The sequence below is a fragment of the Paenibacillus sp. FSL H7-0703 genome, assembly GCF_038003485.1.
Lineage (GTDB): Bacteria > Bacillota > Bacilli > Paenibacillales > Paenibacillaceae > Paenibacillus > Paenibacillus polymyxa_B.
This window is the reverse complement of the sequence record NZ_JBBOPF010000001.1, coordinates 2732241-2757697: the sequence shown is the minus strand read 5'-3', so window position 1 is coordinate 2757697 and position 25457 is coordinate 2732241. Positions and strand designations below refer to the sequence as shown.

Here is a 25457-nt window from a genome sequence, read left to right as displayed (position 1 = left end):
TTTTTTAATGCCAAAAACAACAGCCCCCGAATTTATCATGAGTGCAAAAAGTTTTCTGTTTTTGTCGAATATATACTTAAGTCCTAAGTAGTCGTTAAGAATAAGCTAGTTTTTTGTAAAAACACGTAGTTATATAGTACTTTTGTTCTAGTTATTTGTGATATAATGGTGAAAAAACCGGAAAATTGTTCCGAGGAGGACCATTATGACATGCAGCAATTGCAGCATCATATTACCTATTAAGGATCAAGGATTTCTCAGAATTAGGCATTCCAGGGTGTCGCTTACTCCAGCATTAGATGGTTTGGGTATGCTATCGGAACAAATGAAGCAGGAACATGAGCGTGAGGGTGGCATAGAGTTTCGCTATGACAGCCGTTCAGAGCTGGAACAGCTGGTTAACGGACTGGCTCGTCTGCCGCAGGAATACTTGAACCATATGCAAATTGTGGTGACCGGCTTGCATCATGTCGAAGGATATGAGGACTGGCTTTTATTTAGTCAATTGCAAGCCAGACTGCAACATCCGGATATCGTGAATATCATTAAGGATCAAAGTTTTTCCAGCCATATGCAACCTATTGTTGACCATAAGTTGGATATTATCGGGTTTGAGTTTTTACTGCGTCCGTCACATGCGGAGAGACCATTTCAGCCTTTCCGACTGTTTGAAATCGCCCGTGAAGCTGGTTTGCATGCTCATCTGGATCGCTCGGCTCGTATTTCCGCTATTGAAAAAAGTGCAACATGCCTTCCGGCGGGAATTAAACGTTTTATTAACTTTCTCCCTTCGACCATTTATAATCCGGCTTATTGCTTGAATCACACCTTTGAGACGATTGATCGGTTATCCATGAATACGAAGGATTTTGTATTTGAGGTCGTAGAAACGGAAGAGATAGACGACCTTAATTTTTTGCATCATATCTTTGATCAATATCGCAATCGAGGAGTTTCGGTAGCCCTGGACGATGTGGGGGCAGGTTATTCTACGACAGAGCTTATGAATTGCCTTCAGCCGGATTATGTTAAAATTGACCGCAGTATAATTGACGGCTGTCATAGTAACATTGATCAGAAGCGGCAAATTATAGGGATTGTAGAATCGGCTTTTCGTTTTGGAGGCCAAGTGTTGGCTGAAGGCGTAGAGCAGATGGAGGATTTTGAATTTTGTTGTGAAGCAGGTGTATCACTGGCTCAGGGTTATTTGTTTGGCAAGCCGGAGCTTGGTCCGCCCTCCAATTTTATGCTTAGTAGCGTAATATAAGTCAGGAACAAATTTAAGTAGACGTAGTTTATAAAAGTTGGAGCTTAAATAAGGCTGTGGCATAAGCAAATTCCATATTCTATTGGACAGAGCTTATATCACCATTAATGTAAAAAAAAACGCGAGTTGCAGAGGTTATCTCACCTTTGCAACTCGCGTTTTTTGGTCATGCTTGCCCACCTGAGCAAGTTCTGGACAACCGAAGCCACCCAGTCTCGAATTTTACTTGGTAAGGAACGTTAAAAGCCTGGAACAGTTTATTGACCGTTTTTATTTTTAAAAGTAAAGATTGACGTCTTGAAGACAATTGGATACAGTGTATTACATAGGAAACAGTGTTTCTTGTGTAATACACTGTATCCATACAGGTAAAAAGTTTAACATTACAGGGAGGACAACCAAAATGAAAGCAGTGCAACTGAAAAATGGTTTTGGCTTTGAAGAGTTAACCTTGACGGAACTTGACATACCGGTGCCAGGACGGCTGGAAGTTCTGATCCGCATAAGGGCAGCGTCTCTGAATTACCGGGATTTGGTAATTATTAACGGAGTAATGCCGATCGGCATTCAATTTCCCTTCATTCCTTTATCGGATGGAGCGGGTGAAATTGTAGCTGTAGGCGAAGGGGTGACAAAATTTCAGATTGGACAAAGGGTAGCGGCAAATTTACAACAGAAATTCATTGGCGGGAGCACGAGAGCGGAGGTCTTAAAGGACAGTCTGGGAGGCCCGCTCAGTGGAGTGGCGTCTGAATATATCGTTCTGCATGAAGAAGGGGTCGTGGCCATTCCGGATCACCTTTCTTGGGAGGAGGCTTCCACCTTGCCGATTGCGGCATTAACCGCATGGAGCATGCTGATGGAATCCGGTGGGCTGCGAGCGGGGGATACGGTGCTCTTGCAAGGAACAGGCGGTGTTTCCATCTTTGGGCTTCAATTCTCTCTGATGGCGGGAGCAAGGGTAATTATCACATCGAGCAGCAATGACAAGCTGGAACGGGCAAAGGATCTCGGCGCATGGCAGACAATCAACTATTCGGAAGTTCCCGAGTGGGATAAGGTGGTTCTGGAGTTGACAGACGGCGGAGTCGACCATGTCCTGGATGTAGGGGGAGCGGCAACAATGGCGCAATCCATCAATGCACTTCGTACCGGAGGGACTGTGAACATGGTCGGCTTCTTATCGGGCTTGACTATTCCTGAGTTCGATGTCACCAGCATTTTGCAGAAGGCTGCGACGATTCGCGGCAGCCAAGTCGGTAACCGGGAACATTTCGAAAATATGAATCGTGCCATTTCCCGCCATCGTTTACATCCTGTCATTGACCGGGTATTCCCGCTCAGCCGAATCGGCGAAGCCTTCGCACTTTTGGCTGAAGGAAAACAGTATTTCGGTAAAATCGTCGTTCAAATATAAATATTATTCACATCACATAGGAGGCAATCTAATGCCCAGTAAACCTGATTTATCTGTCAAAGATTCTCAAGGAAGAAAGAATAAGAAACCGCGTAAATGGGTACGCAGAACCGGATTATCGCTGCTGGCGGTAATCCTTCTGGGAGTGGTTATTTTTATGCTCATCCCTTCCCCTGTCCAGCCTGCAAAATGGTTTGCACCTTCGGCCCCCTCATTTGAACAAGCGGGTCCATGGCAACAAAACAACAAACTCAGCTCCGCAGAGCTTGTTACAGATGCCCCTAAGTTTCCGGAATTTATCACCTTTGACAAGGTAGGAAATTTATATACGGGAGACTCCGACGGGAAAATTTATAAGGTTGCCTTTGATACTAAGGGCAATCCGCAAAAGGCCCAGCTATATGCAGATACCCAAGGAACGCCCAATGGACTTATGTTTGATGCAAGTGGAAATTTGATCGTTACGGATGTTAAGAAGGGGTTGCTGTCGGTAGATCCTTCCGGAAACGTGACGGTGTTGGCCAATCAAGTCGACGGCACACCGATCTATTTGGCCAACGAGCTGGATATTGCCAAAGATGGTACCATTTATTTTTCTGACACCTCCAATTATGGCAGTGTAGTCTTCAAAGAAATCGCCGAGAACAAGCCACATGGACGTTTGCTGAAATATGATCCGGTGACCAAGCAGACGACAGTTCTGTTGGAAGGCCTTTATTTTGCGAACGGGGTTGCCTTGTCTGCGGACGAAGATTTTGTGCTTGTGGCAGAGTCGTATCACTACCAATTGACCCGATACTGGCTCAAAGGGCCGAAGAAGGGGACTTCGGATATTTTTGTGGATAATCTTGCCGGTTTTCCGGATAACATTACGCGTGATGATCAAGGCCATTTCTGGGTCGGTCTCTTCACAACACGTATTCCCTTTGTAGATCAGATGCATGGAAGCCCGTGGCTGGCTGGAATGATGGCCAAATTGCCTCAATCGCTGCTCAGCGGTGCAAGCGCACCTGTGAAGCATGGGCTTGCTGTGGAGCTTAATCCGCAGGGTAAACTCAACGGAAGCTGGCATGATCCTGAAGGCTCGCTTTATGGGGTAACCACGGCTGTAAACCATGACGGATATTTATATATAGGTACAGCTCCTGGAGGCAGCCAGGGTGTTCATCGCGTGCTTTTAACCAAATAAGCTTGGGGAGGGTATAACATGATATTGGATGAGTTGAGATTATCCTGGAAAGCGAAGGAAAGCCTGGCCGGGAAAGTAGCTTTGGTAACAGGCGCAAGCAGCGGCATTGGGGCATCGATTGCAAAAAAACTGGCAAAGCGAGGCGCGTATGTAGCTGTATTGGCACGCCGTCAGGAACGATTGGATGAATTGGTTCGCGACTTGCACCAAGAGGAATTGTACGAGGTCATGGCAATACCTGCCGATATCCAAAAAGCTGAAGACGTACAGCAGGCGGTCCGCGCCATTCTTGAACGCTGGGGACGGCTTGACATTATCGTTGCCAATGCTGGCTTCGGGTATCGAAGCCCACTGGCAGAAGTGGAACTGGAAAGGTGGGAGGAGCTTTACAAGACGAATGTGCACGGTCTTGTTCTGACACTGAAGTACGGACTTCAGCCAATGAGGGAACAGGCCAAGGGGGATGTTGTCATTGTCTCCTCTATTGCAGCGAAGGAAGTGGTTGCCGGAGGAGGACTATACAGCGCTACCAAGTACGGTGTTAGCGCTATAGCCTCTGCATTGCGTTTGGAGACCAGTACGCAAGGAATTCGTGTAACTGCGATTCACCCCGGGGCGGTGGCGACGGAATTTTCGCAGGTGGCCGGATATCCCGAGCAGGAAATTCGGGCGTTTGCTTCGAGCGTTTTGCCGCTGCATCCCGATGATGTTGCAGAAGCTGCCCTTTATGCACTAGAGCAGCCGGAGCATGTCAATATTCCAGAGTTGACCATTATGCCTTCGAGGCAGGTCCAGCGGTTCAAATAGAGCAATATTTATTCTGACACAAACCGGGTATGGTCATCGCCGATGCCGGGTATGGCGGCGATGAGGACTACATGCCTTCGCTTGACCATAACCTGCTCAAATGGATGAGCATGAACCAAAAAGCGCGAGCTACAGGGGGAATAACCCTTGCACTCGCGCTTTTTTATACTAATGACGAAGCGTGACTGTCCAATAAAGTTTAAAACCAGCTTTGGGACAGCTCCATTTACTATAGAGCAGACCATATCCAATGAAAATTTTGGCTCCACGTTCGCTTATCCAGTCATCGTGAGCATAGCTATAGTGTAATGACGTACAGACCTAGCGGCGTAGTTGCACTGCCGGCGACCATGAAGCTGAGATCATAGCTGGATCTGCCGGGAGGGACGCTGATATCAGCCAATCGGCATACCTTGGTATTATCTCGTAGCAGAGGGATACCATATACACGATCATCCACACGTACAGATCCGGCGAACGCGCCCCCACGTGGATTGGCGTAGATTCGTACGATACGTACCTCGTCACTGTCATTAACGATGGGAATGGTCGCGTTGTATATGGTTCCGAATTGTCCGCGATTATCTAGCGCAGGCCCCAGCTCGCTGCGTGCCCCGGTAAATAGCAGATCGGCAGGAGTCTCGCCGTTCAGCTTTTTGGTGGCACACGCCCGATAGTTTGCGCTCTGCCCCACCACGTACTCTGGCATCCGCGCATTCGTTTCGGAAAAGGACCACACCCCTCGTGGATGCGCCTGGGGTGGAGGTACGGGAGGAAGCGCATCCATATGAATCTGGCGCAGATCGGTCTGCGTATCCTTGCTGATCACGGTGCGAATCACATAATCCAGCGTACCGTGGCCTTCAGCAAATTCTACTGTGAGGTCATAGATGAATCCGGCCAGCGATCCTTCGGGCAGCTCAAATTCCTCCAGCAGAGCGGTGCTTTTGCCGAATTTATGACGGTCTGCTGGCTTCAGACGTTCCATCGTACCCGCCAAACAGCTTTTGGCAATAGACTGCCCGACATCTATAATCCAGTTGCCGTCTTCAGGCACAATCTTAAGGGCACGTTCAATATGTCGTACTTCTAGTTTAGCGGCGCTTCTGTTCTCTACGGTGATGCCCAGTTTAACAGCGCTGCCGATTTTGTTATAATGCCAGCCGAAAATGCGATGTTTGACTGTTCGCGTTGTCGTGCGAACCACGTCATGCCACAGGGTGGCTTGCTCGGTAGGTACCGTCACATGGGTAAGCGTCTCCGGATTATCGCTAAGCATCAGGCGGCGTGTTCCCCCCTCAGTGGCTGACTCCACGTCCACATGGATATTGGGCGGGATCACAGCAGTTTCCACAATCAGATCCTTTGGCTCCTTGGGTCGATGGTTCATGTCAATTCCTCCTTTTATTCAAAAATGGCACCGCTTTGGGTACATGTATATGGGCAGTTCATAAATATAGGTAACGCCAGATACACTTTTACAACCTGTTTTGCAAAATATTTTTTTAAAATAAACCTCCGTAGGTTATAGCGGCTCTGCTGATGGAAGCAAGCTTACAAGACTCTTGTTCCCCTACACCAACGATTCGCAGACAGGTATTGCGTGTATGTTAAGAGCATAAGCTATTGGATGTACAGAGAAGCTACAGGAGGGGAACATGCCTAGAAAAATATGGTGGAAGGAAGCCGTTGTATATCAGATTTACCCGATCAGTTTTCAGGATTCTGACGGAGACGGTAAAGGGGACTTGCGAGGCATTTTGTCCAGGCTGGATTATTTGTGTGAGCTGGGTATTGATGTAATCTGGATTTGTCCGGTATATAAATCGCCTAATCACGATAACGGATATGATATTAGCGATTATTATGCCATTATGGATGAGTTTGGAACGATGGAGGATTTTGACGAACTGCTTCACCAGGCGCATGAACGAGGCATCAAAATCATGATGGATTTGGTATTAAACCATACATCGGATGAGCATCCATGGTTTACGGAGTCACGCTCGTCCAAGGATAATCCGAAGCGGGACTACTACATATGGCGAACAGGCAAAAATGGCGGATATCCGAACAACTGGGAATCGTATTTTTCCGGTTCAGTGTGGAAATATGACAAGCTTACAGACGAATATTACATGCATCTGTATTCCGAGCATCAGCCAGATCTGAACTGGGAAAATGAAGAGATGGTGGGCGAGCTCTACCGCATGGTGGAATGGTGGCTGAAAAAGGGAGTTGATGGCTTCCGTTTTGACGCCATTGCCCATATTGTCAAAGCCGAAGGGCTGCCGGATGCCGATAATCCTGACAAACGAACCTTGGTACGTGCCTATCAGCTCTTTTCCAATCTAGAACAGGTACATGTACTTCTACGGATGCTGAATGAAAAATTACTGGAGCGTTATCCCTTAATGACAGTTGGCGAAACGTCTGGTTTAGGACCGGAACAGGCACTTGATTATGTGGGGGACCAGCGGCATGAGCTGAATATGGTTTTCCAGTTTGAACACATGTTTATTGATGCCCAAGGGCTGGGGACGGAAAAATGGAAATCCAAGCCGTGGACACTGGTGGAGCTGAAAAAAATAATGAGCAGCTGGCAGACAGTGCTTCATGAGGAAGGATGGAATGCCAATTATCTGAACAATCATGATCAGCCGCGGGCCCTCTCGCGATTTGCGAATGATGGACAATATCGTGTGGAGTCGGCCAAAATGCTGGCAACCTTCACTCATATGCTAGAGGGTACGCCTTATATTTATCAGGGTGAGGAAATTGGGATGACGAATATTGCATTCCCGTCCATTGATGATTATCGTGATGTGGAAACGTTGAATTATTATGAGCAACAACGGAAGATCGGTGAGTCCGAGGAACAGATTATGGCAGAGATCTGGCGAAAAAGTCGGGATAATGCGCGCACTCCCATGCAATGGAATGCTGGACCCTCAGCCGGATTTACCGATGGAGAGCCGTGGATGAAGATTAACGATAACTACACACACATTAATGCAGAGGCAGAAAGAAATAATCCAGACTCAATTTTCCACTATTATCGCAAGTTAATTGCTCTGCGCAAACAACATGAGGTCATAGTCTATGGCGAATACAAGCTACTGTTGCCGCTGGATACGGAACTGTATGTATTCACTCGTATGCTAGGAGAAGAGCGGTTGCTCGTCATTTTGAATTTCTTTGACCGTGATCCGGTGTACCACTGGCCCGAGGAGGACTTTCCTGTCGCTAAGGCGGAGCTGCTGCTGTCCAACTACAAGCCGGTTCAAGGGGAACAACTGCATGCCTTGAAGCTGCGCCCTTATGAAGCCAGGGTGTATAAGCTAACCATGAAATAGGTGTTGCTATCTTTAGAATGATAAAAGGAAGGGAAGGTTCATAGAGAGACCTTCCCTTTCTTGGCGTTTGGCTAAATGGTAACCATTTCAGCCAACTCACGTATTTTGGCGATAATCCGGTCTTCTTGATTTTCCCCCTCATTAGGGATCGATTCAGTCGCGAAGGCAGCCAGTTCAGGATGGTGATGAATCATGACGGCATGGTGTGCCTCCCTGAACATCGGAATATCATTCGCATCATTGCCGAAGGCGATAAATTGACGGGGCTGCACACCAAGCTTCTGAAGCGCGTTCCATTTATGGATATTTTGCGGGCTGATGTCCAGCACTTGTTCATTACGGTGTTGATGGATGACCACGCCGAGTGGCGAAAGCTTGGCAGCCAGCCCATCCATATCGTTATATCCATTACCTTCCTTGGTCGTAAACTAAAAAGCCCGATTCACACTGGCTGCCATGGGCAGTTGTGGATCGGGCTGATAACGTATCGACTCATTAAATTCGATTACTATTTAGTGATAATGTTTCACCTTAAGGTCGTCTAGACTTTTAAACTCATACCCTTGCTTGCGAGCCTCGTCTATGATAGAACCAAGTGCCTCGGCATTGTCCTTGGATACGGAATGGAGCAGAATGACCGCACCAGGGTGAAGCTGACGAATGACTTGACGATAGGCATAGTCCGTTCCTTGCTGAATATTTGTGTCCCAGTCCTTGTAAGCCACAGACCAGAACACGCTCGTATATCCAGCTTCTCGACAGGAAGCCAATGCTTTTTCACTAAAAATGCCGCGAGGCGGCCGGACGTATTTCATTTCTTTTTGCCCGGTTAGCTCTGCCGATGCATTTCGTACCCGATCTAGCTCAGACCGGATCTCTGTCGAAGAAATGGTGCTCATATCAGGATGGCTCCATGAATGGTTTCCGATAATATGACCCTCACTGGCCATGCGTCGCATCAAATCAGGCTGGTCTTTTACAAAATGCCCCGTCACAAAAAAGGCGGCGGGAACCTTTTTGGCCTTCAATACATCCAGCACTTTGGGAGTATACCCATTCTCATAGCCGTTGTCGAAAGTCAGAAATAATTCTTTTTTAGTGGTATCCCCCAGAAAGATGCCACCTTGCCTTTCGATTAGTTGCATAAAGCCTTCTTGTGCGATGGAAGGCAGCTCCCCTCCTTTACTTTTTTTGAACCCAAAATGATAAGGCTGTCCGTCAACAGTCTGAGTAGCCCATGCGGGTTCTGCCGTAACTGTCAACATCCCTATAACTGCAACGCATAGCCACAAGGTAAATATTCGCTTCATCTATCTTCCTCCGCTTCCGTCCCGTTCGGGCAAGGTGTGTATGCTTCGGCATATTTCATACCATTTGCAATATCATGCTGATTTATGCAAGGACTGAACTAACCAAGACTCAAAACACATATTGACATGAATATTAAATCGAAGTAGTATACTTTATAAAACTTACTAGAATACTCGGATTTAATTTGATCATTCATGCCAAAGAAAAGCAATCAGCTTAGAACATCTTACATACTTGTGAGAACGGAAGGAGTTAGGACTCATGATTGAACTTAGGAATGTATCCAAAACCTATGTGAGAAAAGGTCTAAGTATTGAAGCGTTAAAAAATATAAATATCAAAGTGGATAAAGGAGATATTTTCGGATTTATCGGATTCAGTGGCGCTGGGAAAAGTACGCTGATCCGTTTGGTCAATCGTCTGGAGAAAGTAACCAGCGGAGAGGTTCTTGTTGAGGGGGAACAGTTAAATACCTACTCGACCTCTGGGCTGCGGAAGGTAAGAAAGAAGATCGGAATGATTTTTCAGCATTTTAATCTGCTGGAATCGAAAACAGTGTTCGACAACATTGCAATTCCGTTGGTGCTGCTTAAGCGCAACAAACGGGAAATAGAGGGGCGTGTAAAGGAGCTTTTGGCGTTCATAGGATTGTCGGACAAGGCGAATAGCTACCCCAGCGAGCTTTCCGGCGGACAAAAGCAGCGTGTGGGGATTGCACGGGCGCTTGCGAGCAACCCGTCCATTTTGCTCTGTGATGAGGCAACCTCGGCACTTGATCCGCAGACCACACAGTCAATTCTCGACTTGCTTCGTAAAATCAATAAGGAATACAAGATCACCATTTTGATCATCACCCATGAAATGTCGGTGATTCAGCGGATTTGCAACAAGGTAGCCGTAATGGAAAAGGGGGAAATCATCGAGCAGGGCAATGTCCTGGAGGTATTCGGGCAGCCGCAGCACCCGACGACACAGAGCTTTGTACGCACGGTCATTCACGATACGGTACCCGAGAGTGTGCTGCAAACGTTCGAACAGCAAGAATCGCAGCGAATATACAAGCTGGAATTTATAGGGCAGGTTGCTTCTGATCCGGTGGTTCATGAATTGATTCGGCAGCATGATATCCACGTGAACATTTTGTTTGCCAACATGACGGAGATTCAAGAAACGACGATTGGCTATATGACGATTCAACTGCGCGGTGGACAGCATGCCGTTCAGCAGGCTGTTGATTTTCTCAAGAGCAAAGGAGTTCATATTCAGGAGGTAGAGAGTCTATGATGATTACAGGAACTACGATCACCTGGGATCAACTGTGGGAAGCTTTGTATGAATCCGTGCTCATGGTCAGCATATCATTATTCATTGGCGCCCTGATCGGTATCCCTATCGGTATTTTACTCGTCATCACCCGTCCAGGCGGAATTCTGGAGAACAAATGGCTGCACAATATTTTGAATCCAATCATTAACATTGTTCGTTCCTTACCGTTTATTATCTTGCTGATTGCGATCATTCCGTTAACCCGTCTGATTGTGAATACATCCATTGGGACCAGTGCGGCAATTGTCCCCTTGATTATATACATTGCGCCATATATCGGAAGGCTGGTCGAAAACTCGCTGTTGGAGGTAAATCCGGGGATACTGGAGGCAGCAGATGCGATGGGGGCGACCCCGTTTCAGGTCATTCGATACTTTTTGCTTCCTGAGGCATTCAGTTCTCTGATTTTGTCATTAACGACAGCAGCCATTGGTCTGATTGGTGCTACTGCTATGGCTGGTGCGGTCGGCGGAGGCGGAATTGGCGATCTGGCGATCGCATATGGCTATCAACGTTTTGATACGCTGGTTATGCTGATTACCGTCATCATTCTAGTCTTGTTTGTACAAGGTGTTCAGTCCTTGGGGAACCTATTGTCCCGTAAAGCACGCAGGGGTTAAATTAGATGTTTTTCTTTTTTACCTATTGTCTGTTCATAGCTTGTAATTTTATAATCCATGCGTTCCAATACGTTGTTCATATCTGCCATTTTGGCAATGAGCTGCTTACGCTGCTCCATTAGGAGTTCTTTTCTAGCATTTATCGTTTCATCACCCTGCTGGAACAACCTAACGTACTCAATCAAAATTTCAATGGGAAGCCCTACGCCTCGCATGCATTTGATATATTCAACCCATCTGCAGTCTTCTTCCGTGTAATCCCTGATTCCACTTTTATTACGGTTCACACGCGGAATAAGTCCGATGCGTTCATAATAGCGGAGTGTATCCTGAGATAGTTCGAATTTTTTGCTTACTTCTGCGATCAACATGCAGACTTCACCTCCTGATTTCTGATCAAGAAACGCCCTATGTAAATGGATAGGGCGTTCTTGTTGTTTCTTATTTCGAAACTTTCATTTCATCCATATTTACTGAGCGCCAACTACCGGATGAGGAACATATGGCTCTTCCAGCAATGCAATTTCTTCAGGTGTTAACGTAATCGAAAGAGCAGCTACTGCATCTTCGAGATGAGACGTTTTCGTAGCACCGATAATGGGAGCTGTTACCGGTTCTTTCTGTAGCAACCAGGCAAGTGCGATTTGAACGCGGGGAACTCCACGTTTTTCTGCGATGGCCGCAACCTGCTCCACGATCAATCGATCGGTATCTGCAGTCGCATCGTATTTAGATTTCGCAACTTGATCGGTTTCGGAACGATGTGTTGTTTCCTGCGCATCACGCGTCAATCTTCCACCTGCAAGCGGGCTGTATGGAATCACACCGATTTTTTCTTCCTTACAAAGCGGCAGCATCTCTCTCTCCTCTTCACGATATAAGAGATTTAAATGATTCTGCATGGATACAAATCGGGTCCATCCATTCTTTTCAGCGACATGTAACGCCTTCAGAAACTGCCATGCGTACATGGCAGAAGCACCAATATATCTTGCCTTCCCGGCCTTCACAACATCATGTAATGCTTCCATCGTCTCTTCAATAGGGGTATTGTAATCCCAGCGATGGATTTGGTACAGATCCACATAATCTGTCCCCAGTCGCTCAAGGCTCTTATCTATTTCACTCATGATAGCCTTTCGGGAAAGTCCCGCACCATTCGGGCCTTGATGCATACGGAAATGAACCTTTGTCGCGAGGACAATTTCATCTCGATTCGCATAATCCTTTAAAGCTCGTCCAACAATTTCTTCGCTAGTTCCATCTGAATATACATTTGCGGTATCAAAAAAATTAATACCTAGCTCCAGGGCATTTTTTATAATGGGACGACTGCGCTCTTCATCTAGTATCCATGGGTGAATCCACCGTTCTGCAACCCCAAAGCCCATACACCCAAGACAAAGCCGGGATACATCCAAGCCGGTATTTCCAAGTTTCACATAGTCCATTTGATTATACCTCGCTTTCCTAGATATTGTTTTCTTCAAATGTAGTCTACTCCAGCTACTTACACCGGATATTATTACATTTGGAGTTCACTCCAAGTCAAGCAATTTTGCTCCGGAATGATTCGTATAGGTCTAATTGTTCAGAATCGGTTCAGTGGGGTTTCGTATACTTCTCTTAGCATAGTTCCTTGGTTGCATAAATCGTAGAACTAAACATGACTAAAGCCTTTGATATAACAGGATATATGCCAATAAATAGTGTCTAGGAGTTGAAATGTTGAAACTTGTAAATCGAAATAAATGGATTGCATCTGCGATGGTATTGGGTATTGCTTCAGGTTCAATCGTATCTCTGCCTTGGGTGGGCGGCGTCCAGACTGCTTATGCAGCGACAGCAGATACGCAAAGCGAAACTGGATTTGTATCACAAGCTCGCACCTTGGGTTTGATGACAGGCGGTAAGCAGGGCGATTTTATGGCACAAAAAAATTTGACCCGTGCAGAAGCGGCTAAAATTTTGTGCAGTCTGTTCCAGTTGGAAGTTAACAACCAGTCGCAAACTTCTTTTATGGATGTATCGTCCGATGCATGGGGCGCTCCCTATATTGAGGCTGTACGTGCAGCCGGGTATATGACAGGCAACGGGGAACTGTTCCGTCCGGGGGATGCCATTACCAAGGAAGAACTGATCGTATCGCTAGTACGTGCAATGGACTTACAGGATGCCGGCACAGCGAATGCACAGCAAAATGCAGTTCAAGTTGCCCGCTCTTATGGTCTGTTATCAGAGGATGCTTCTACAACGGATTTGAAAAATCCATTGAACCGGGAGAGTGGTGCGGAAGTATTCGTCAGCCTGCTGGATCATCCGGTAGGAGAAGTGAAATCAGAGGGCAATACTGTTCGCATCGGAAATATCCCGTACCAGTTGGAAGGATCTTTGCAAGGTTTGTTTGGTGAAAATAACAAAGCTGTATTAAAAGGGGCAAAATTCGACCTTAACCGTAATTTGCGTACACTCACAGGTGTGAATAAGCTGGAAATTAACGCAGACGGCGGCGTTTTTGACGGTAAAGGTGTATCTTTTGAAGGACGCCTGATCGTCAATGGCTCGGTAACCTTGAAGAACATGTCCTCCACAGGCGTATTGGAAATCAAAGGCTCAGGGACTCAGCCTGTATCGGCCCTTTTGGAAAATACGGCATGGTCTAGTGTGGAGCTGGGCTCCAAGGATGCCAAGCTGACAGCAACCGGGACGACGAAGATCGACAACCTGACGCTGAAAAATGATGCATCGATCGTGACCGAGGGAAATGCCGCGATTAGCCGCGTTTCGTTGCAACAGGGACTGGGCAAGCTGTTGGTTAGCGGCAGTATTGGTTTGCTGGATGCATCACAATATGTGGGCGTTCCTTTTATTACGCTGGCTAAGGGAGCTACAATCAACCGGCTTAACCTACCGGAACAAAAACAGCCGCAGGATGTTATCATTAACTATGATGCGATGAAAGTAGCTGTTAGTCTCGTGAATGGCACGACGAACTCGTCCTCTACTGGATCGGTTGTCACGGAAACAGAGAGCAAAGATAAGAAAAAACACAACAGTGACATTGTCAACGTAGACCGCAGTCAGCTGGAGGCAGAAGTCCATGCAGCCAAAGATCTGCTGGATCGTGCAGGTGAGGGTGGACCGGATCAGGCACTCTACCCGGCTACGGCCAAGGAAAGCCTGTCGGCAGCAATCCACCAGGCTACGCTGGTACTGAACAATACTACAGCTACACAGGCAGAGGTAGATCAAGCGCTCAGCACATTGAAACAGGAAGTTTCTGTGTACACAGATTCAGCCACAGAACCGATGATTGGAACACAGGAATTAGTTAGGCTGATTCAGGTAGCTTCGACTACCCTTGAGCAAAATCGAATGGTTAGCGACGAATTCCCAACTCTTTGGGATGATTCATTAAGTCAAGCAATTCAATTTGGCAATAATGTGTTAGAAGGGAATGCACCCCAAAATATAGTGGAGCGGGAAGTAGTAAGCCTGCGTCGAGTAATTAAAGTATACGAAGCATCGGTAAGACTCAGAGATGCCTATCTGCATTTTCTCGATGTAACGGATCATGTGGAGAATTTGAAAACAGACAAAGCGCGTTACAAGTCCTTAGTGAGAGAAGGATTAAATGTATATGTGAACCCATTAACTACAACGGAGCAGTTGGACGAATGGACACAAAAAATAGAAGGTGCCACAGAATCATTCTTGGCACTGCAAGCAGCGGACTTCTCAGTGCTTAAAAATACTTTACAAGAAGCACAGGTTATCTACGATCAGAGTGGCTCTCAAAATGCCGAACTGGGCAACCTCATTCAGGAATATACAGAGAAGATGCATACGGCTATGACGCAGCAGGACGTATTGACCTTGAACATGGAGCTGAGTCAAAGACTTGCGGAATTCACTGCGCCAGTACCTGCTACAACTCGGGAAAAACTGCAACAGCTGGTTCAAGACATTCATCTAAAACTGCTGTCCAACCCTATTGCTCGTAATTACTTAAATACGGAAATGCTTCCTTTAGAGCAACTAACAGAACAAGCCAACTTTGCACTCATGATGCCGTTTACTCCTGAGGAGCAATTGGTGATCTCTTATAATCAATTAAGTCAGGCTAAAGGGACCTATATTGAAAAATATAACGAGAAAAGGCTACAATTGAGAGCCGAAATCATTGAAATGCAGGCATCGATCAATGGAATTTTGGTGCAAAATTCAGGCTCATTAAGCGCTGAAGCCCAGCAAGCCTTGTCTTCTGCTTCAGAGCATGCCTCCATCTTCTTAGGTTTGCCTAGCTTTGAATTGCAAGACGTGGTTCCTGTATACGAGGAGTTGCAACGGGTACAGAGCCAGTATGCTGCACCAATAGCAGTGGATACCATGTTGTTAAATTTCAACATAAGTATAGCTAATAATGAAGTTCAGACGTTCGGCCGTCATTATACCCAACAAGATAACGAAGAACTTCAAGGGCAAATTAATCAGGCAAACCTTGTGCTTAATACTCCGGATATTACACAGCTTCAGGTAGACCAGGCTAACACAGATTTGATTACAGCACTTTCGAACTACCAATCCAAATGGATCGTAACTGATCTTGATATCAATGAGCTCAAGAACATTGCGAACAATCTGCTTACAGTAAATGGTACAGATCCTACGACGGTCTACTTTCACAGAGTAGTGGATGCATACAATCGTCTGGACCAGTATTACCCTATGCCGGAAATCAAGAAAAATTATATGAATCTGGAAGATGCGATTCAGGAGTATAAAGATTTTGTAGCCAGCCAGCAACAAAGCAGCGGAACAGGAAGTGGCGACAGCAGTGGAGGAACAACACCACCAAGCGACAACAGCGGAACAGGAAGCGGCGACAGCAGTGGAGGAGCAACGCCACCAAGCGATAGCAGCGGAACAGGAAGTGGCGACAGCAGCGGTGGAGCAACGCCGCCAATCGACAACAGCGGAACAGGAAGCGGCGACAGCAGCGGTGGAGCAACGCCGCCAAGCGATAGCAGCGGAACAGGAAGCGGCGACAGCAGCGGTGGAGCAACACCACCAAGCGACAACAGCGGAACAGGAAGCGGCGACAGCAGCGGTGGAGCAACGCCGCCAAGCGATAGCAGCGGAGGCGATTCAGGCTCGATTCCTGGCGGTGGTAATGATGAAGGCATGATTCCTTAATAAGGGAAATGCAGGAAGTACAAGGGTGTATAAAAGGGGACGATTCCACACAGATTTTTGTCTGCGGCGGGCGTCCCTTTTTGCATGGGCAGCGCTTCTAATACAGCTGGTTAGAATAACCGATACTAAAAGATAGACGATATTGAAAAGAGCGGGGGATTTATGAAAAAACAGGGGGTTTTATTTTTTATTATACTTCTGCTTGCGGTTGCGTTGCCGGTGTATCCGTTAGTGTCAGGTGTTTTATCCGGAAACAGTCATTGGAAAGCACACAACGGTGTTATTGATTTGCGTAATTGGGACCCTGAAAAGGAAGGCCCTGTACAGCTGGGAGGGGAGTGGGAATTTTACCCCAATCAGCTTGTGCAACCTTCATCCTTTCATGAAATGCAACAAGATAAGGATTGGGAAAATCATCAGAGTTCTTCTGAGTTGAGGCTGGAAACGAGTTCTTCTGCCAAGATTGTGGATGTGCCTGGTAGATGGAATCAGTGGATGCCTAAGGGACAGGCGACCGGATATGGAACCTATCATATCCGTGTGCTGTTGCCTGAAAAAGCGGAAAATCTGTACGGCATCTATATGCAAAACATTCGCAGCGCCAGTCAAGTATGGATTGACGGAGAAAACGTGGGAGCAAGTGGTATTCCCTCTGTTTCTGCCGACAAGGGCAAGCAGGGCAATGTTCCCTATGTTGGGTTTGCAGCGGTAGATGGACATTCAGCTGATATTACCGTGCATGTGGCTAATTATAGCTATTCCTCTGGTGGGATTATTTATCCACTGTTATTTGGGGATTACGAGAGTATTACGCATAGCCGGGAAGTTGCAATGGCAGAGGACACCGTACTGATAGCAGGATTTTTTATTCCTACCGTATTTTTTATTATGCTATACCTTTTACGTAAAAAGGAGAAGGCATTGCTTTACTTAGGATGTTTTTGTATCTCGGCTTTATTTTATATTCTGACACATGGAGAAAAGCTGCTGGTTTGGGGAATACCGGACTTACCTTATGAATGGATACTGAAAATACAGTCGTTCTCGTCAACGCTGTTCTACTATTTTCTGATCCGCTATGTTCATCTTTCGACGCAGATTGTTATGAATCGGATCGTGCTGCGCCTCTATAATATTACAACCGCACTGATGCTGGGTATGGGACTATTTTTGCCTACATTGGTACTCTCATCCTTTGAAGCGTTTATTCTTCTTTTTGGTGTAGTCAGTGTGGGATATGTATTACTGATCTTGATTCGTGGGCTTCTTCAACGGACGGATGACGCTGCGCTGCTAGTCATTAGTATTATGAGCATTCTTATGATTGTAGTGACTAGTTTTGTGTATATTCTGGGCTGGGGAGATGTGCGTGGGGTGACAGCCTATGAAATGCTCATATTCGTATTGGCTCAAACGCTCCTGCTGGCCAAACGTTTTGTGCATTCGTTTATGGAGGTTGAGAACCTGTCACGACGGTTGCTAACACTGGATGGGTTAAAAGATGAATTTCTGGCAAATACGTCACATGAACTGCGCACTCCTCTGCATGGAGTAATTAATATCGCTCAATCCATGCTAGACCGCTACGGGACACAATTCAATGAGCCGCAAAAGCACAACTTGGCCTTGATTGCGAATATAGGACGCAGACTTTCGTATTTAATTAACGATATTCTGGATTTTTCTAATTTGAAAAATGGCAGATTAGCCTTAAATCGTCGGCCTGTCAATGTACAGGCAGCTGTGAATTCCGTGCTGGAGGTATTGGGTCATACGGTGGGTAAGAAAGAGATTCAATTCGTCAAAGAATGGCCCAATTCGTTGCCCAAGGTAGATGCGGATGAGGATCGGCTGATTCAGATTCTGTACAATTTGTTGGGCAATGCAGTGAAATTTACGGAGGAAGGCGAAATCGTAATCTCTGCCAAAGCGGGGAACCGTGAAATGGAAATCAGTGTGAAGGATACCGGGTCCGGTATTGCCCAGGAGCATCTTTCACATATATTTGAACCTTTTAACCGAGGGGCGAATGCTGAGGATGATGGATACAGTGGAACAGGGCTTGGATTAGGCATAGTCCGTCGTCTGGTGGAGCTGCATGGGGGTCATATCCGGGTAGAATCTAGATTGGGCAAGGGTTCGACCTTTTATTTTACACTGCCCTTAGCGCAGACCGGAACGTTGGCACATGAAGCTCAAAAAGATGTTTCGTCTGCGGTTATATTGCAGCCTGGTGTGACGTCGGGTCAGAATGTGATTCCGCATGAAGAGGATGCACTGGAGCAAGTTCAGACTGTTCCTTACAAAGTGCTTGCTGTAGATGATGATGAGGTTAATCTTCGGGTGCTGGAGGAGCTATTATATACCACAGGTTGTAGCGTGGTGGCGGTGGATCATGCCGAGGAGGCACTTCACATACTGAATGGCCGTTCCCGATTTGACCTAGTCATTACGGATTGGATGATGCCGGAAATGTCCGGTATTGAGCTGTGCCGACGGATACGGGAACGGTATTCCCTGTCCGAGCTACCGGTGTTGCTGCTGACGGCACGCGACCTGCCCGGGGATATCCGCGCAGGTTTTATGGCGGGAGCTAATGATTTTCTACGTAAGCCTGTTGATGCTGAGGAATTAAAGGCGCGTGTGCGCACGCTGTTGAACATGCGTCATTCGGCGGAGGAAGCGGTGCGTTCGGAAATGGCCTTTTTACAGGCACAAATCAAGCCGCACTTTCTGTACAATGCCTTGAATGTCATTGTTTCGACTGTAGCCGTAGACCCGGACAAAGCAGCGGAGCTACTCATGGAGCTGAGTCAGTATTTGCGGGGCAGTTTTGATTTTCAGAACAGGGAAAATACGGTGCCATTATCCAAGGAGTTGGAATTGGTAGAATCGTATGTGGCACTGGAAAAAGCACGATTTGAAGAACGTTTGCAGGTGACTGTAGAGGTAGGAAGGAACATCCGGTCGCTCATCCCGCCATTAAGTATTCAGCCCATCGTGGAAAATGCGATACGGCATGGTGTGATGCAACGGGCAACAGGTGGAACCGTGCGAGTGGTTGTGCAGGAGGATGGAACCGATTTTGTGGTCAGCGTGACCGATGACGGCGTAGGGATTCCGTCCGAGCGACTGGAACAGCTGCTGTCGGAGGATCATGTATCTTCCAGCGTGGGACTGCGTAATATCCATCGCCGTCTTATCCATATGTATGGAGAAGGATTGCGAATTGAAAGTAGTCCTATGCAAGGGACGACGGTAAGCTTCCGTGTGCCGGAAACGATCTCGCCCCGGCATACCGATGAATAAAAAAAGTACAGTACATTTGTCGGAAAAGCTAAAGTCACGTCCGCAATGATACGATATATAAAATATAAGAAATTAAAAATCGTATGGATAAAGCAGATAGCATGTAAATAGAACATCATGATAAATGGTTGCAGCAGGAAGGGAGTACGGACACAAATGAAGGCGATTTTGATTGATGATGAGAGGTCGGCATTAACCTACTTGGAACGGTTGCTGGAGGCGGACGGACGGTTAACGGTAATGGGCAAATATACGTCTGCACAAGCGGGGCTGGATCATCTGGCGGCAGAACGTGCGGATATTGTTTTTATAGATATCGGAATGCCAGAGATGAATGGTCTGGAGGCCGCCGAGTGGATTCAACAGCTGGATTCCCATATTCATATCGTCTTTGTGACCGCGTACTCGGAATATGCTATTGAAGCGTTCGAGCTGCAAGCACTGGATTACTTGTTAAAGCCCGTTCATGCCCGGCGGCTATCCAAAACGTTAGATCGGATTGCAGCCACGCTGGCTGATCCCCGTTCTTCTAGTTTGGGAGCTTCAGCAGAGCAATCCCCCAAGGTACGTTGTTTTCAAAAACTTGAAATTTTGGAGGATGGACAGGAAGCCGTAGGTGCGAAACCATTCAAATGGCGCACATTAAAGTCACAGGAGCTATTTTCCTTCTTATTACACCATGAAGGGGAATGGGTGAGCAAAGAACAACTGCTGGATGCGCTGTGGCCTGAATATCATTTGGACAAGGCTGTTGTTCACCTGCACACGTCCATTTACCAAATCCGCAAGGCGTTGAAAGAACGGATGCAAGATACGAAGCTGGAATATAATCTGGATCGCTACCGCTTGAACCGCAATGGCTGGATTACAGATGTGGAGCTATTCGAGCGGGGAATATCCGAATGGGCTGCATCCGGTAGCGGCGGTAAGCCGCGTATTGAGAGCCTGTTGGCACTATACCGTGGCAACTATCTGGAGGAGCACGATTACCCGTGGGCATATGCAAAAAGGGAGAAGCTGCGCAATATGTATCTGGCATGTGCTTCTGAGCTGGCGAGAGAAGAGCTTCGCTCAGATCGTACCCGGCAGTCTGTTCAGCGCTTACTCAGCCTACAGCAACGGGAGCCGTACTCAGACGATATCTGCAGTCTGCTGCTGACAGCCTATGCCCAACTGGGCGATTATACCGCTGCGCAAAAGCATTATGAAAGCTTCGTCAGAATATTGGAAGATGAGTTGGGTATTGAGCCGCAGCAGGTGACGCACCAGTTGTACGTGCAATTGAAAACACAGACGCTACCTGCGTAAACTGCTGTACTACCTGTCTTCTTTAGTGGCATATTCATATAGCATATCTCTTCACGGTTGAGTCGTAATTGAGAGGTTTTAGGGTGGACGTCAGACAATCTTCTTCAGCTCAGACAGGACAAGGCGGTAACCCCATTTCGATTAATGCTTCGGATGTTGGGGTAGTAAGAACAGATGTTAAAAACAAATAATCGACAATAGAAGCTCATATTCAACGTAAAAAGACCACCGGGAACAAGTTAACTATCTTGTTCCTGGTGGTTTCGCTTTTTTGCCGTTATTCGGCAGGTACTTTCATCAGCATCCGCTTATAGAGGCTTATGCCTTTCTTCTACTGAGCAGGCGCTGCCTTCAGTACAGCGTATCCGTAGGGTGGAAGCTTGGCAAGCAGCCCCTTCTCTCTAACGGACCACTGGCTTTCGCCAAAGGCTAATTTCCATTCTTGCTCAGGAATATCCAGTTCAAAAACGTGATCCTCATCGGAACGGTTGAGCAGCACGAGCAGCACCTCTTCCTCGCTGCGGCGCTCGTAGGCAAGTGAAGTGCCCTCTGGCTGTGCCTCCAAAAAGGTGATGCTTCCCTGATCACGGAGGACCGGGTGCCCCTTACGAAGCGCAATCAGCTCGCGGTAAAAGTCGAACAGCTCGCGGTCCTGTTTGTCGGTGTCCCACTCCATACACTTGCGGCAGCCTGGATCGGCATCTCCATCCAGGCCGATCTCATCGCCGTAATAGATGCAGGGTGCGCCCATGTACGTAAACTGGAACAGGGCGGCCAGTCGCATCAGCCGCTTGTCATCCCCACACAGTGTCAGCAGGCGTGGTGTGTCGTGGCTATCCAGCAGATTGAAGGCAACCTCGGATGCTTGCTGTGGATAGCGGGCCAACTGTCGTCCGATGGCGAAGGCAAAGCTTTGAGCATCGGTCACTTTTTTGACGAAAAAATCATTTACCGCGTAGGTGAACGGATAATTCATCGTTGCATCGAATTGATCCCCCTGAAGCCATTCAGACGATTCATTCCACATTTCACCCAAAATGTACGCATCTGGATTGGCCTGCTTGACCGTAGTGCGGAATTCCCGCCAAAAGGCGTGATCCACTTCGTCTGCCACATCCAACCGCCAACCATCGATACCGATTTCTTCGATCCAATGCTTTGCTACATCCAGCAGGTACTTTTTCACCTCAGGATGTTCGGTGTTCAGCTTGGGCATCATCGGTTCCAGCCCGAATGTATCGTACGTCGGTGTGCCATCCACCACTTCCAAGGGAAAGCTATGTACATGGAACCAGTCCTTGTAAGGTGAGGCTTCGCCTTTTTCCTGCACATCAACGAACGGTTTAAACGTACGCCCTGAATGGTTGAACACCGCATCAAGTAGTACCCGGATTCCTTGGTCGTGGCAGGCATCGACCAGTTTTTTTAATGTCTTTTTGTCCCCGAAATGCGGGTCCACCTCCATATAATCCTCTGTATCATATTTATGATTGGTCGTTGCCTTGAACACAGGAGTCATATATATGGCGTTAATCCCTAGCTCGTTCAGGTGATCCAGGTGATCCAGAATCCCCTGTAGATCACCACCGAAAAAATTGTCTCTTTGTGGCGTTCCGCCCCATGTCTCTGCTCCTTCTGGGCTGATGGAGGGGTCACCGTTCGCAAAACGTTCTGGGAAAATCTGATAAAATACAGCATCCTTCACCCATGCAGGTGGCTTCAGAATATCAATCGGATTCAAAAACGGATATTGGAACAGACTGTCTGCGTTTTGAGGTTCCTGGGTGGTGAAGTCGTCCTCGTTCATCCAAATACGTTCCTCACCGTCTTCTAGCAAAAATCCATATTTCAGCCGACGGTGAGTAGGTTTTACGCTGCATTCATAGTAATCAAACCTGCCATCGGTAGCGAATTTGGACATCGGGACAAGCTGTCGGGTGCGCTCCCAATCGTATTTATCTCCGGTGAGAGCATGAACGGTATTCAGGTCATTTTTCTTCGCACGTAGCCGTAGAAATATCGTTTCATCATTATAACCAAAAGCCCAATTTCGTTTCGGGTGATGGTATATCGCTTCCAGCAGCATCGGGTAGTCCTCCTTTTTTCACGAGCATTCAATTTGAAAATGTGAAGCGTATGTCGTATAAGGTAGTTATTAACCTTTTTAAGTGGGTCATGTACCATAAATGCTATAATGCCCATTACATAAAAGAAAAACGATAAGTAGGTGTCTATTATGAAAACAAATGTGCTATACATCGAAGATGACCAGGATATTGGTGCTTGGACGCATCAGTATTTGGAAGAGCGGAATTACGCTGTAACCTGGCTTCGCAGCGGGGATGGGGCTGTGGAAGCAGCTCGTACGTGCCAACTCGTGATTTTGGATGTGATGTTACCCGGTCTGGATGGATTCACCATGGGGAAGCGGCTCAAGAAAGAGTACCCGGAGCTTCCCATTCTCATGTTGTCTGCCCGTACATCCATTGACGATAAGCTGCAAGGACTGGATTTCGCCGACGATTATGTAACCAAGCCCTTTCACCCGGACGAGCTCATAGCACGTATAGAGATTTTGCTGCGCCGATCGGGAACCGTGCCCGAAGAATCCTTACAACTGGGGCATCTCTCTGTCTTCTCTCCTGATAACCGTATTGTGAACCGTGATACTGGGGAGGAAATTACACTGACAGGCAAGCAATATCACATTTTTGCTTATTTACTGCGGCATTTGGGCCAGATTATGACGAAAGAGCAAATGTATGAAGCGGTGTGGGGGGACCCATATATTGACGGAGACAAAACTTTAATGGTCCACATCCGACACCTGCGTGAAAAGCTGGAGATCGATCCTGCGGCACCCCGCATCATTGAGACGATCCGTGGTGTAGGATATCGGGTGAAAGCATAATGAGCAGGACGCGCAAGGATTGGAGGAGGCTACACCCCAGCTCTAGGCCGGGTCAGGGAGGTCGGTTTCGCAGTTCACTGTTGTTCCGTTATCTAGTCATTATTGTGGTTGCTATGATGCTGTTACCCATTGTGTTGCCTGCTACAGCCTTGATATATAGCGTGTTATTGAATTGGGGGGCGGAGTTCAAGCCTAAAAACGCTTACTATCCCTCTGCTTCTCATACCGAAAATAGCTGGCATCGCGAAGCTGTAGCTTTGAAGGGAGCCACACCAGAGCAAATCTCAGCCCATCTGCGCAAAATACAACAAGATATGTTCCCTAACTCACAAATATTTTGGGTGGATACCGCAGGTAAAACAAGGTTGGAGTTACCGACACAACCTAACATGCCAAAACAATGGAACGCTGCGCAGGCTATAGCTTTTATGAAGCAAGCAAGCTATGAGGGGCCGTTTACGGTAGTGGCCTTTATTGGCGGGGGCAAGAATGATGTGAATCAGGGCTATATGGTGTTAAAAGTGCCCCGTTCGTTCTTTGAACAGCCACCTACAGATAGTAGCATGTTGATGTACTATCTCTTTTTTATCGTATTGATTCTGGGCGCTTTTATATTCGTATCTCTTCTGTTTTTTGGAGGCATTCGGCGTAGACTGTTGCAGCTTCAGGCCGCCATGTCGCAGCGAGGAGAGGATGGCTTGCCTATTCTTGTTACCACTGGACGCCCGGATGAAATCGGCAAGCTGGAAGAAGCATTTAATCAGATGGTTGAGCAGTTGGCAGAAAGTCGGGGACGTGAGCGTCAGGAGGAAGAGCTGCGGAAGAGACTGGTCGCGGATCTGTCACACGATATTCGGACGCCGCTTACGGTCGTGCGTAGCCATCTGTATACACTAGATGGTGAAAATCTGAGTAGCAGAGGGAAACAGTCGATTACACTGATGGAAAACAAGCTAAAAGACCTTGGGAGTCTGATCGATAATCTGCTCACCTATAATCTGCTAGCTAGTGGAAAATACACTATGAATAACACACCGCGTGATATCCTGCGGCTAGTGCGAGAGTGTGTAGCCAGCTGGTATCCGGTGTGGGAAAAGGAGGGCTTTGAAGTGGATATCGACCTGCCCGAGTATAGTATGGTGTGGAATGTCGATGAGCAAGGCTTCCGCCGTCTGCTGGACAATCTTTTTCAAAATGTAGTTCGCCATGCTGCCTCAGGCCGATATATCGGTGTTCAAGTACAGAAAGATAATGGGACAGAGGCATTGGTTATCGTAGATAAAGGGCCCGGTATGGAGCAACAGTCCAGTGAAAAAGGCGCAGGGATTGGTTTGGCGATTACAGAACTGCTGGCTCGCGAAATGAATTTGGAGAGGGAGATTATCAGTTCATCAGCCGGGACCCGAATCCGTTTTTTAAACAAAACTTAAACTCAGAGTT

General features: G+C 47.1%; 18 protein-coding genes. 12 read left to right on the top strand and 6 right to left on the bottom strand.

Translation table 11 applies throughout. The features are described from left to right. The first annotated feature begins 205 nt into the window (after positions 1 to 205). The 4 genes from MHB46_RS12045 to MHB46_RS12030 all read left to right on the top strand — a co-directional run bounded on the left by MHB46_RS12045 (position 206) and on the right by MHB46_RS12030 (position 4680). The gene (locus MHB46_RS12045) at positions 206 to 1267 is read left to right on the top strand and encodes an EAL domain-containing protein (RefSeq protein WP_341162445.1); all 1062 of its coding nucleotides are present in this window, start codon (positions 206 to 208) and stop codon (positions 1265 to 1267) included. A 403-nt stretch (positions 1268 to 1670) separates the two neighbouring features. After that, positions 1671 to 2684 carry a zinc-dependent alcohol dehydrogenase family protein gene (locus MHB46_RS12040; protein ID WP_341162444.1) on the top strand — a complete coding sequence of 338 codons (1014 nt, stop codon included), beginning with the start codon at positions 1671 to 1673 and terminating at the stop codon, positions 2682 to 2684. A 31-nt stretch (positions 2685 to 2715) separates the two neighbouring features. Beyond that, on the top strand, positions 2716 to 3873 hold the full coding sequence (locus MHB46_RS12035; protein WP_165178799.1) for an SMP-30/gluconolactonase/LRE family protein: 1158 nt from the start codon (positions 2716 to 2718) through the stop codon (positions 3871 to 3873). An 18-nt stretch (positions 3874 to 3891) separates the two neighbouring features. After that, a complete protein-coding gene (locus tag MHB46_RS12030; protein WP_250259675.1) occupies positions 3892 to 4680 on the top strand; it encodes an SDR family oxidoreductase in 789 nt (262 codons plus the stop codon). 298 nt (positions 4681 to 4978) lie between these two features. Here MHB46_RS12030 and MHB46_RS12025 read toward each other — a convergent pair whose 3' ends face one another. Then, complete coding sequence (locus MHB46_RS12025; RefSeq protein WP_341162443.1) at positions 4979 to 6070, bottom strand: hypothetical protein; 1092 nt, start codon at positions 6068 to 6070, stop codon at positions 4979 to 4981. A 268-nt stretch (positions 6071 to 6338) separates the two neighbouring features. Here MHB46_RS12025 and MHB46_RS12020 point away from each other — a divergent pair, with 268 nt between their 5' ends. Then, positions 6339 to 8036: a glycoside hydrolase family 13 protein gene (locus tag MHB46_RS12020; RefSeq protein ID WP_341162442.1), complete on the top strand. Its 1698-nt coding sequence runs from the start codon at positions 6339 to 6341 to the stop codon at positions 8034 to 8036. Between the two features lie 71 nt (positions 8037 to 8107). Here MHB46_RS12020 and MHB46_RS12015 read toward each other — a convergent pair whose 3' ends face one another. Both MHB46_RS12015 and pdaA read right to left on the bottom strand, forming a co-directional pair. After that, on the bottom strand, positions 8108 to 8431 hold the full coding sequence (locus tag MHB46_RS12015; RefSeq protein ID WP_341162441.1) for an HAD family hydrolase: 324 nt from the start codon (positions 8429 to 8431) through the stop codon (positions 8108 to 8110). A 117-nt stretch (positions 8432 to 8548) separates the two neighbouring features. Further along, positions 8549 to 9346, bottom strand: a complete 798-nt coding sequence (pdaA, locus tag MHB46_RS12010; protein WP_341162440.1) for a delta-lactam-biosynthetic de-N-acetylase — start codon at positions 9344 to 9346, stop codon at positions 8549 to 8551. 262 nt (positions 9347 to 9608) lie between these two features. Here pdaA and MHB46_RS12005 point away from each other — a divergent pair, with 262 nt between their 5' ends. Then, complete coding sequence (locus MHB46_RS12005) at positions 9609 to 10631, top strand: methionine ABC transporter ATP-binding protein (RefSeq protein ID WP_165178804.1); 1023 nt, start codon at positions 9609 to 9611, stop codon at positions 10629 to 10631. Continuing rightward, entirely contained in the window at positions 10628 to 11293 is a 666-nt protein-coding gene (locus tag MHB46_RS12000) for a methionine ABC transporter permease (protein WP_061831143.1), read from the top strand. The genes MHB46_RS12005 and MHB46_RS12000 overlap by 4 nt, the downstream gene beginning before the upstream one ends. Here MHB46_RS12000 and MHB46_RS11995 read toward each other — a convergent pair. Then, entirely contained in the window at positions 11290 to 11664 is a 375-nt protein-coding gene (locus tag MHB46_RS11995) for a MerR family transcriptional regulator (protein ID WP_023986717.1), read from the bottom strand. The genes MHB46_RS12000 and MHB46_RS11995 overlap by 4 nt on opposite strands. A 99-nt stretch (positions 11665 to 11763) precedes the next feature. Then, positions 11764 to 12744 (bottom strand): aldo/keto reductase, encoded by a 981-nt coding sequence (locus MHB46_RS11990; RefSeq protein ID WP_341162439.1) that lies wholly within the window; start codon positions 12742 to 12744, stop codon positions 11764 to 11766. Positions 12745 to 13018: 274 nt separating this feature from the next. Between MHB46_RS11990 and MHB46_RS11985 the strand changes: the two genes are divergently transcribed. The 3 genes from MHB46_RS11985 to MHB46_RS11975 all read left to right on the top strand — a co-directional run bounded on the left by MHB46_RS11985 (position 13019) and on the right by MHB46_RS11975 (position 21106). Beyond that, the gene (locus MHB46_RS11985) at positions 13019 to 16489 is read left to right on the top strand and encodes an S-layer homology domain-containing protein (protein WP_341162438.1); all 3471 of its coding nucleotides are present in this window, start codon (positions 13019 to 13021) and stop codon (positions 16487 to 16489) included. A 162-nt stretch (positions 16490 to 16651) separates the two neighbouring features. Next, on the top strand, positions 16652 to 19798 hold the full coding sequence (locus MHB46_RS11980) for an ATP-binding protein (RefSeq protein ID WP_341162437.1): 3147 nt from the start codon (positions 16652 to 16654) through the stop codon (positions 19796 to 19798). A gap of 156 nt (positions 19799 to 19954) precedes the next feature. Next, positions 19955 to 21106 carry a response regulator gene (locus MHB46_RS11975; RefSeq protein WP_341162436.1) on the top strand — a complete coding sequence of 384 codons (1152 nt, stop codon included), beginning with the start codon at positions 19955 to 19957 and terminating at the stop codon, positions 21104 to 21106. A 331-nt stretch (positions 21107 to 21437) separates the two neighbouring features. Here the strand turns inward: MHB46_RS11975 and MHB46_RS11970 are convergent, their stop codons facing one another. Continuing rightward, positions 21438 to 23192 (bottom strand): alpha-glycosidase, encoded by a 1755-nt coding sequence (locus MHB46_RS11970; RefSeq protein ID WP_341162435.1) that lies wholly within the window; start codon positions 23190 to 23192, stop codon positions 21438 to 21440. Between the two features lie 150 nt (positions 23193 to 23342). Here MHB46_RS11970 and MHB46_RS11965 point away from each other — a divergent pair, with 150 nt between their 5' ends. Then, positions 23343 to 24017: a response regulator transcription factor gene (locus tag MHB46_RS11965; protein ID WP_061831149.1), complete on the top strand. Its 675-nt coding sequence runs from the start codon at positions 23343 to 23345 to the stop codon at positions 24015 to 24017. Further along, a complete protein-coding gene (locus tag MHB46_RS11960) occupies positions 24017 to 25447 on the top strand; it encodes a sensor histidine kinase (protein ID WP_341162434.1) in 1431 nt (476 codons plus the stop codon). Before MHB46_RS11965 ends, MHB46_RS11960 begins: the two co-directional genes overlap by 1 nt. Positions 25448 to 25457 lie beyond the last annotated feature (10 nt).

Bases quoted from the DNA above. Each gene is read 5' to 3' on its own strand.
- MHB46_RS11975 (WP_341162436.1), top strand. From the start codon at position 19,955: ATGAAGGCGATTTTGATTGATGATGAGAGGTCGGCATTAACCTACTTG.
- MHB46_RS11965 (WP_061831149.1), top strand. From the start codon at position 23,343: ATGAAAACAAATGTGCTATACATCGAAGATGACCAGGATATTGGTGCT.
- MHB46_RS12015 (WP_341162441.1), bottom strand. From the start codon at position 8,431: ATGGATGGGCTGGCTGCCAAGCTTTCGCCACTCGGCGTGGTCATCCAT.
- MHB46_RS12025 (WP_341162443.1), bottom strand. From the start codon at position 6,070: ATGAACCATCGACCCAAGGAGCCAAAGGATCTGATTGTGGAAACTGCT.
- MHB46_RS11980 (WP_341162437.1), top strand. From the start codon at position 16,652: ATGAAAAAACAGGGGGTTTTATTTTTTATTATACTTCTGCTTGCGGTT.
- MHB46_RS11985 (WP_341162438.1), top strand. From the start codon at position 13,019: ATGTTGAAACTTGTAAATCGAAATAAATGGATTGCATCTGCGATGGTA.
- MHB46_RS12000 (WP_061831143.1), top strand. From the start codon at position 10,628: ATGATGATTACAGGAACTACGATCACCTGGGATCAACTGTGGGAAGCT.
- MHB46_RS11990 (WP_341162439.1), bottom strand. From the start codon at position 12,744: ATGGACTATGTGAAACTTGGAAATACCGGCTTGGATGTATCCCGGCTT.
- MHB46_RS12020 (WP_341162442.1), top strand. From the start codon at position 6,339: ATGCCTAGAAAAATATGGTGGAAGGAAGCCGTTGTATATCAGATTTAC.
- MHB46_RS12045 (WP_341162445.1), top strand. From the start codon at position 206: ATGACATGCAGCAATTGCAGCATCATATTACCTATTAAGGATCAAGGA.
- MHB46_RS12030 (WP_250259675.1), top strand. From the start codon at position 3,892: ATGATATTGGATGAGTTGAGATTATCCTGGAAAGCGAAGGAAAGCCTG.
- MHB46_RS11995 (WP_023986717.1), bottom strand. From the start codon at position 11,664: ATGTTGATCGCAGAAGTAAGCAAAAAATTCGAACTATCTCAGGATACA.
- MHB46_RS11960 (WP_341162434.1), top strand. From the start codon at position 24,017: ATGAGCAGGACGCGCAAGGATTGGAGGAGGCTACACCCCAGCTCTAGG.
- MHB46_RS12040 (WP_341162444.1), top strand. From the start codon at position 1,671: ATGAAAGCAGTGCAACTGAAAAATGGTTTTGGCTTTGAAGAGTTAACC.
- MHB46_RS12005 (WP_165178804.1), top strand. From the start codon at position 9,609: ATGATTGAACTTAGGAATGTATCCAAAACCTATGTGAGAAAAGGTCTA.
- MHB46_RS11970 (WP_341162435.1), bottom strand. From the start codon at position 23,192: ATGCTGCTGGAAGCGATATACCATCACCCGAAACGAAATTGGGCTTTT.
- pdaA (WP_341162440.1), bottom strand. From the start codon at position 9,346: ATGAAGCGAATATTTACCTTGTGGCTATGCGTTGCAGTTATAGGGATG.
- MHB46_RS12035 (WP_165178799.1), top strand. From the start codon at position 2,716: ATGCCCAGTAAACCTGATTTATCTGTCAAAGATTCTCAAGGAAGAAAG.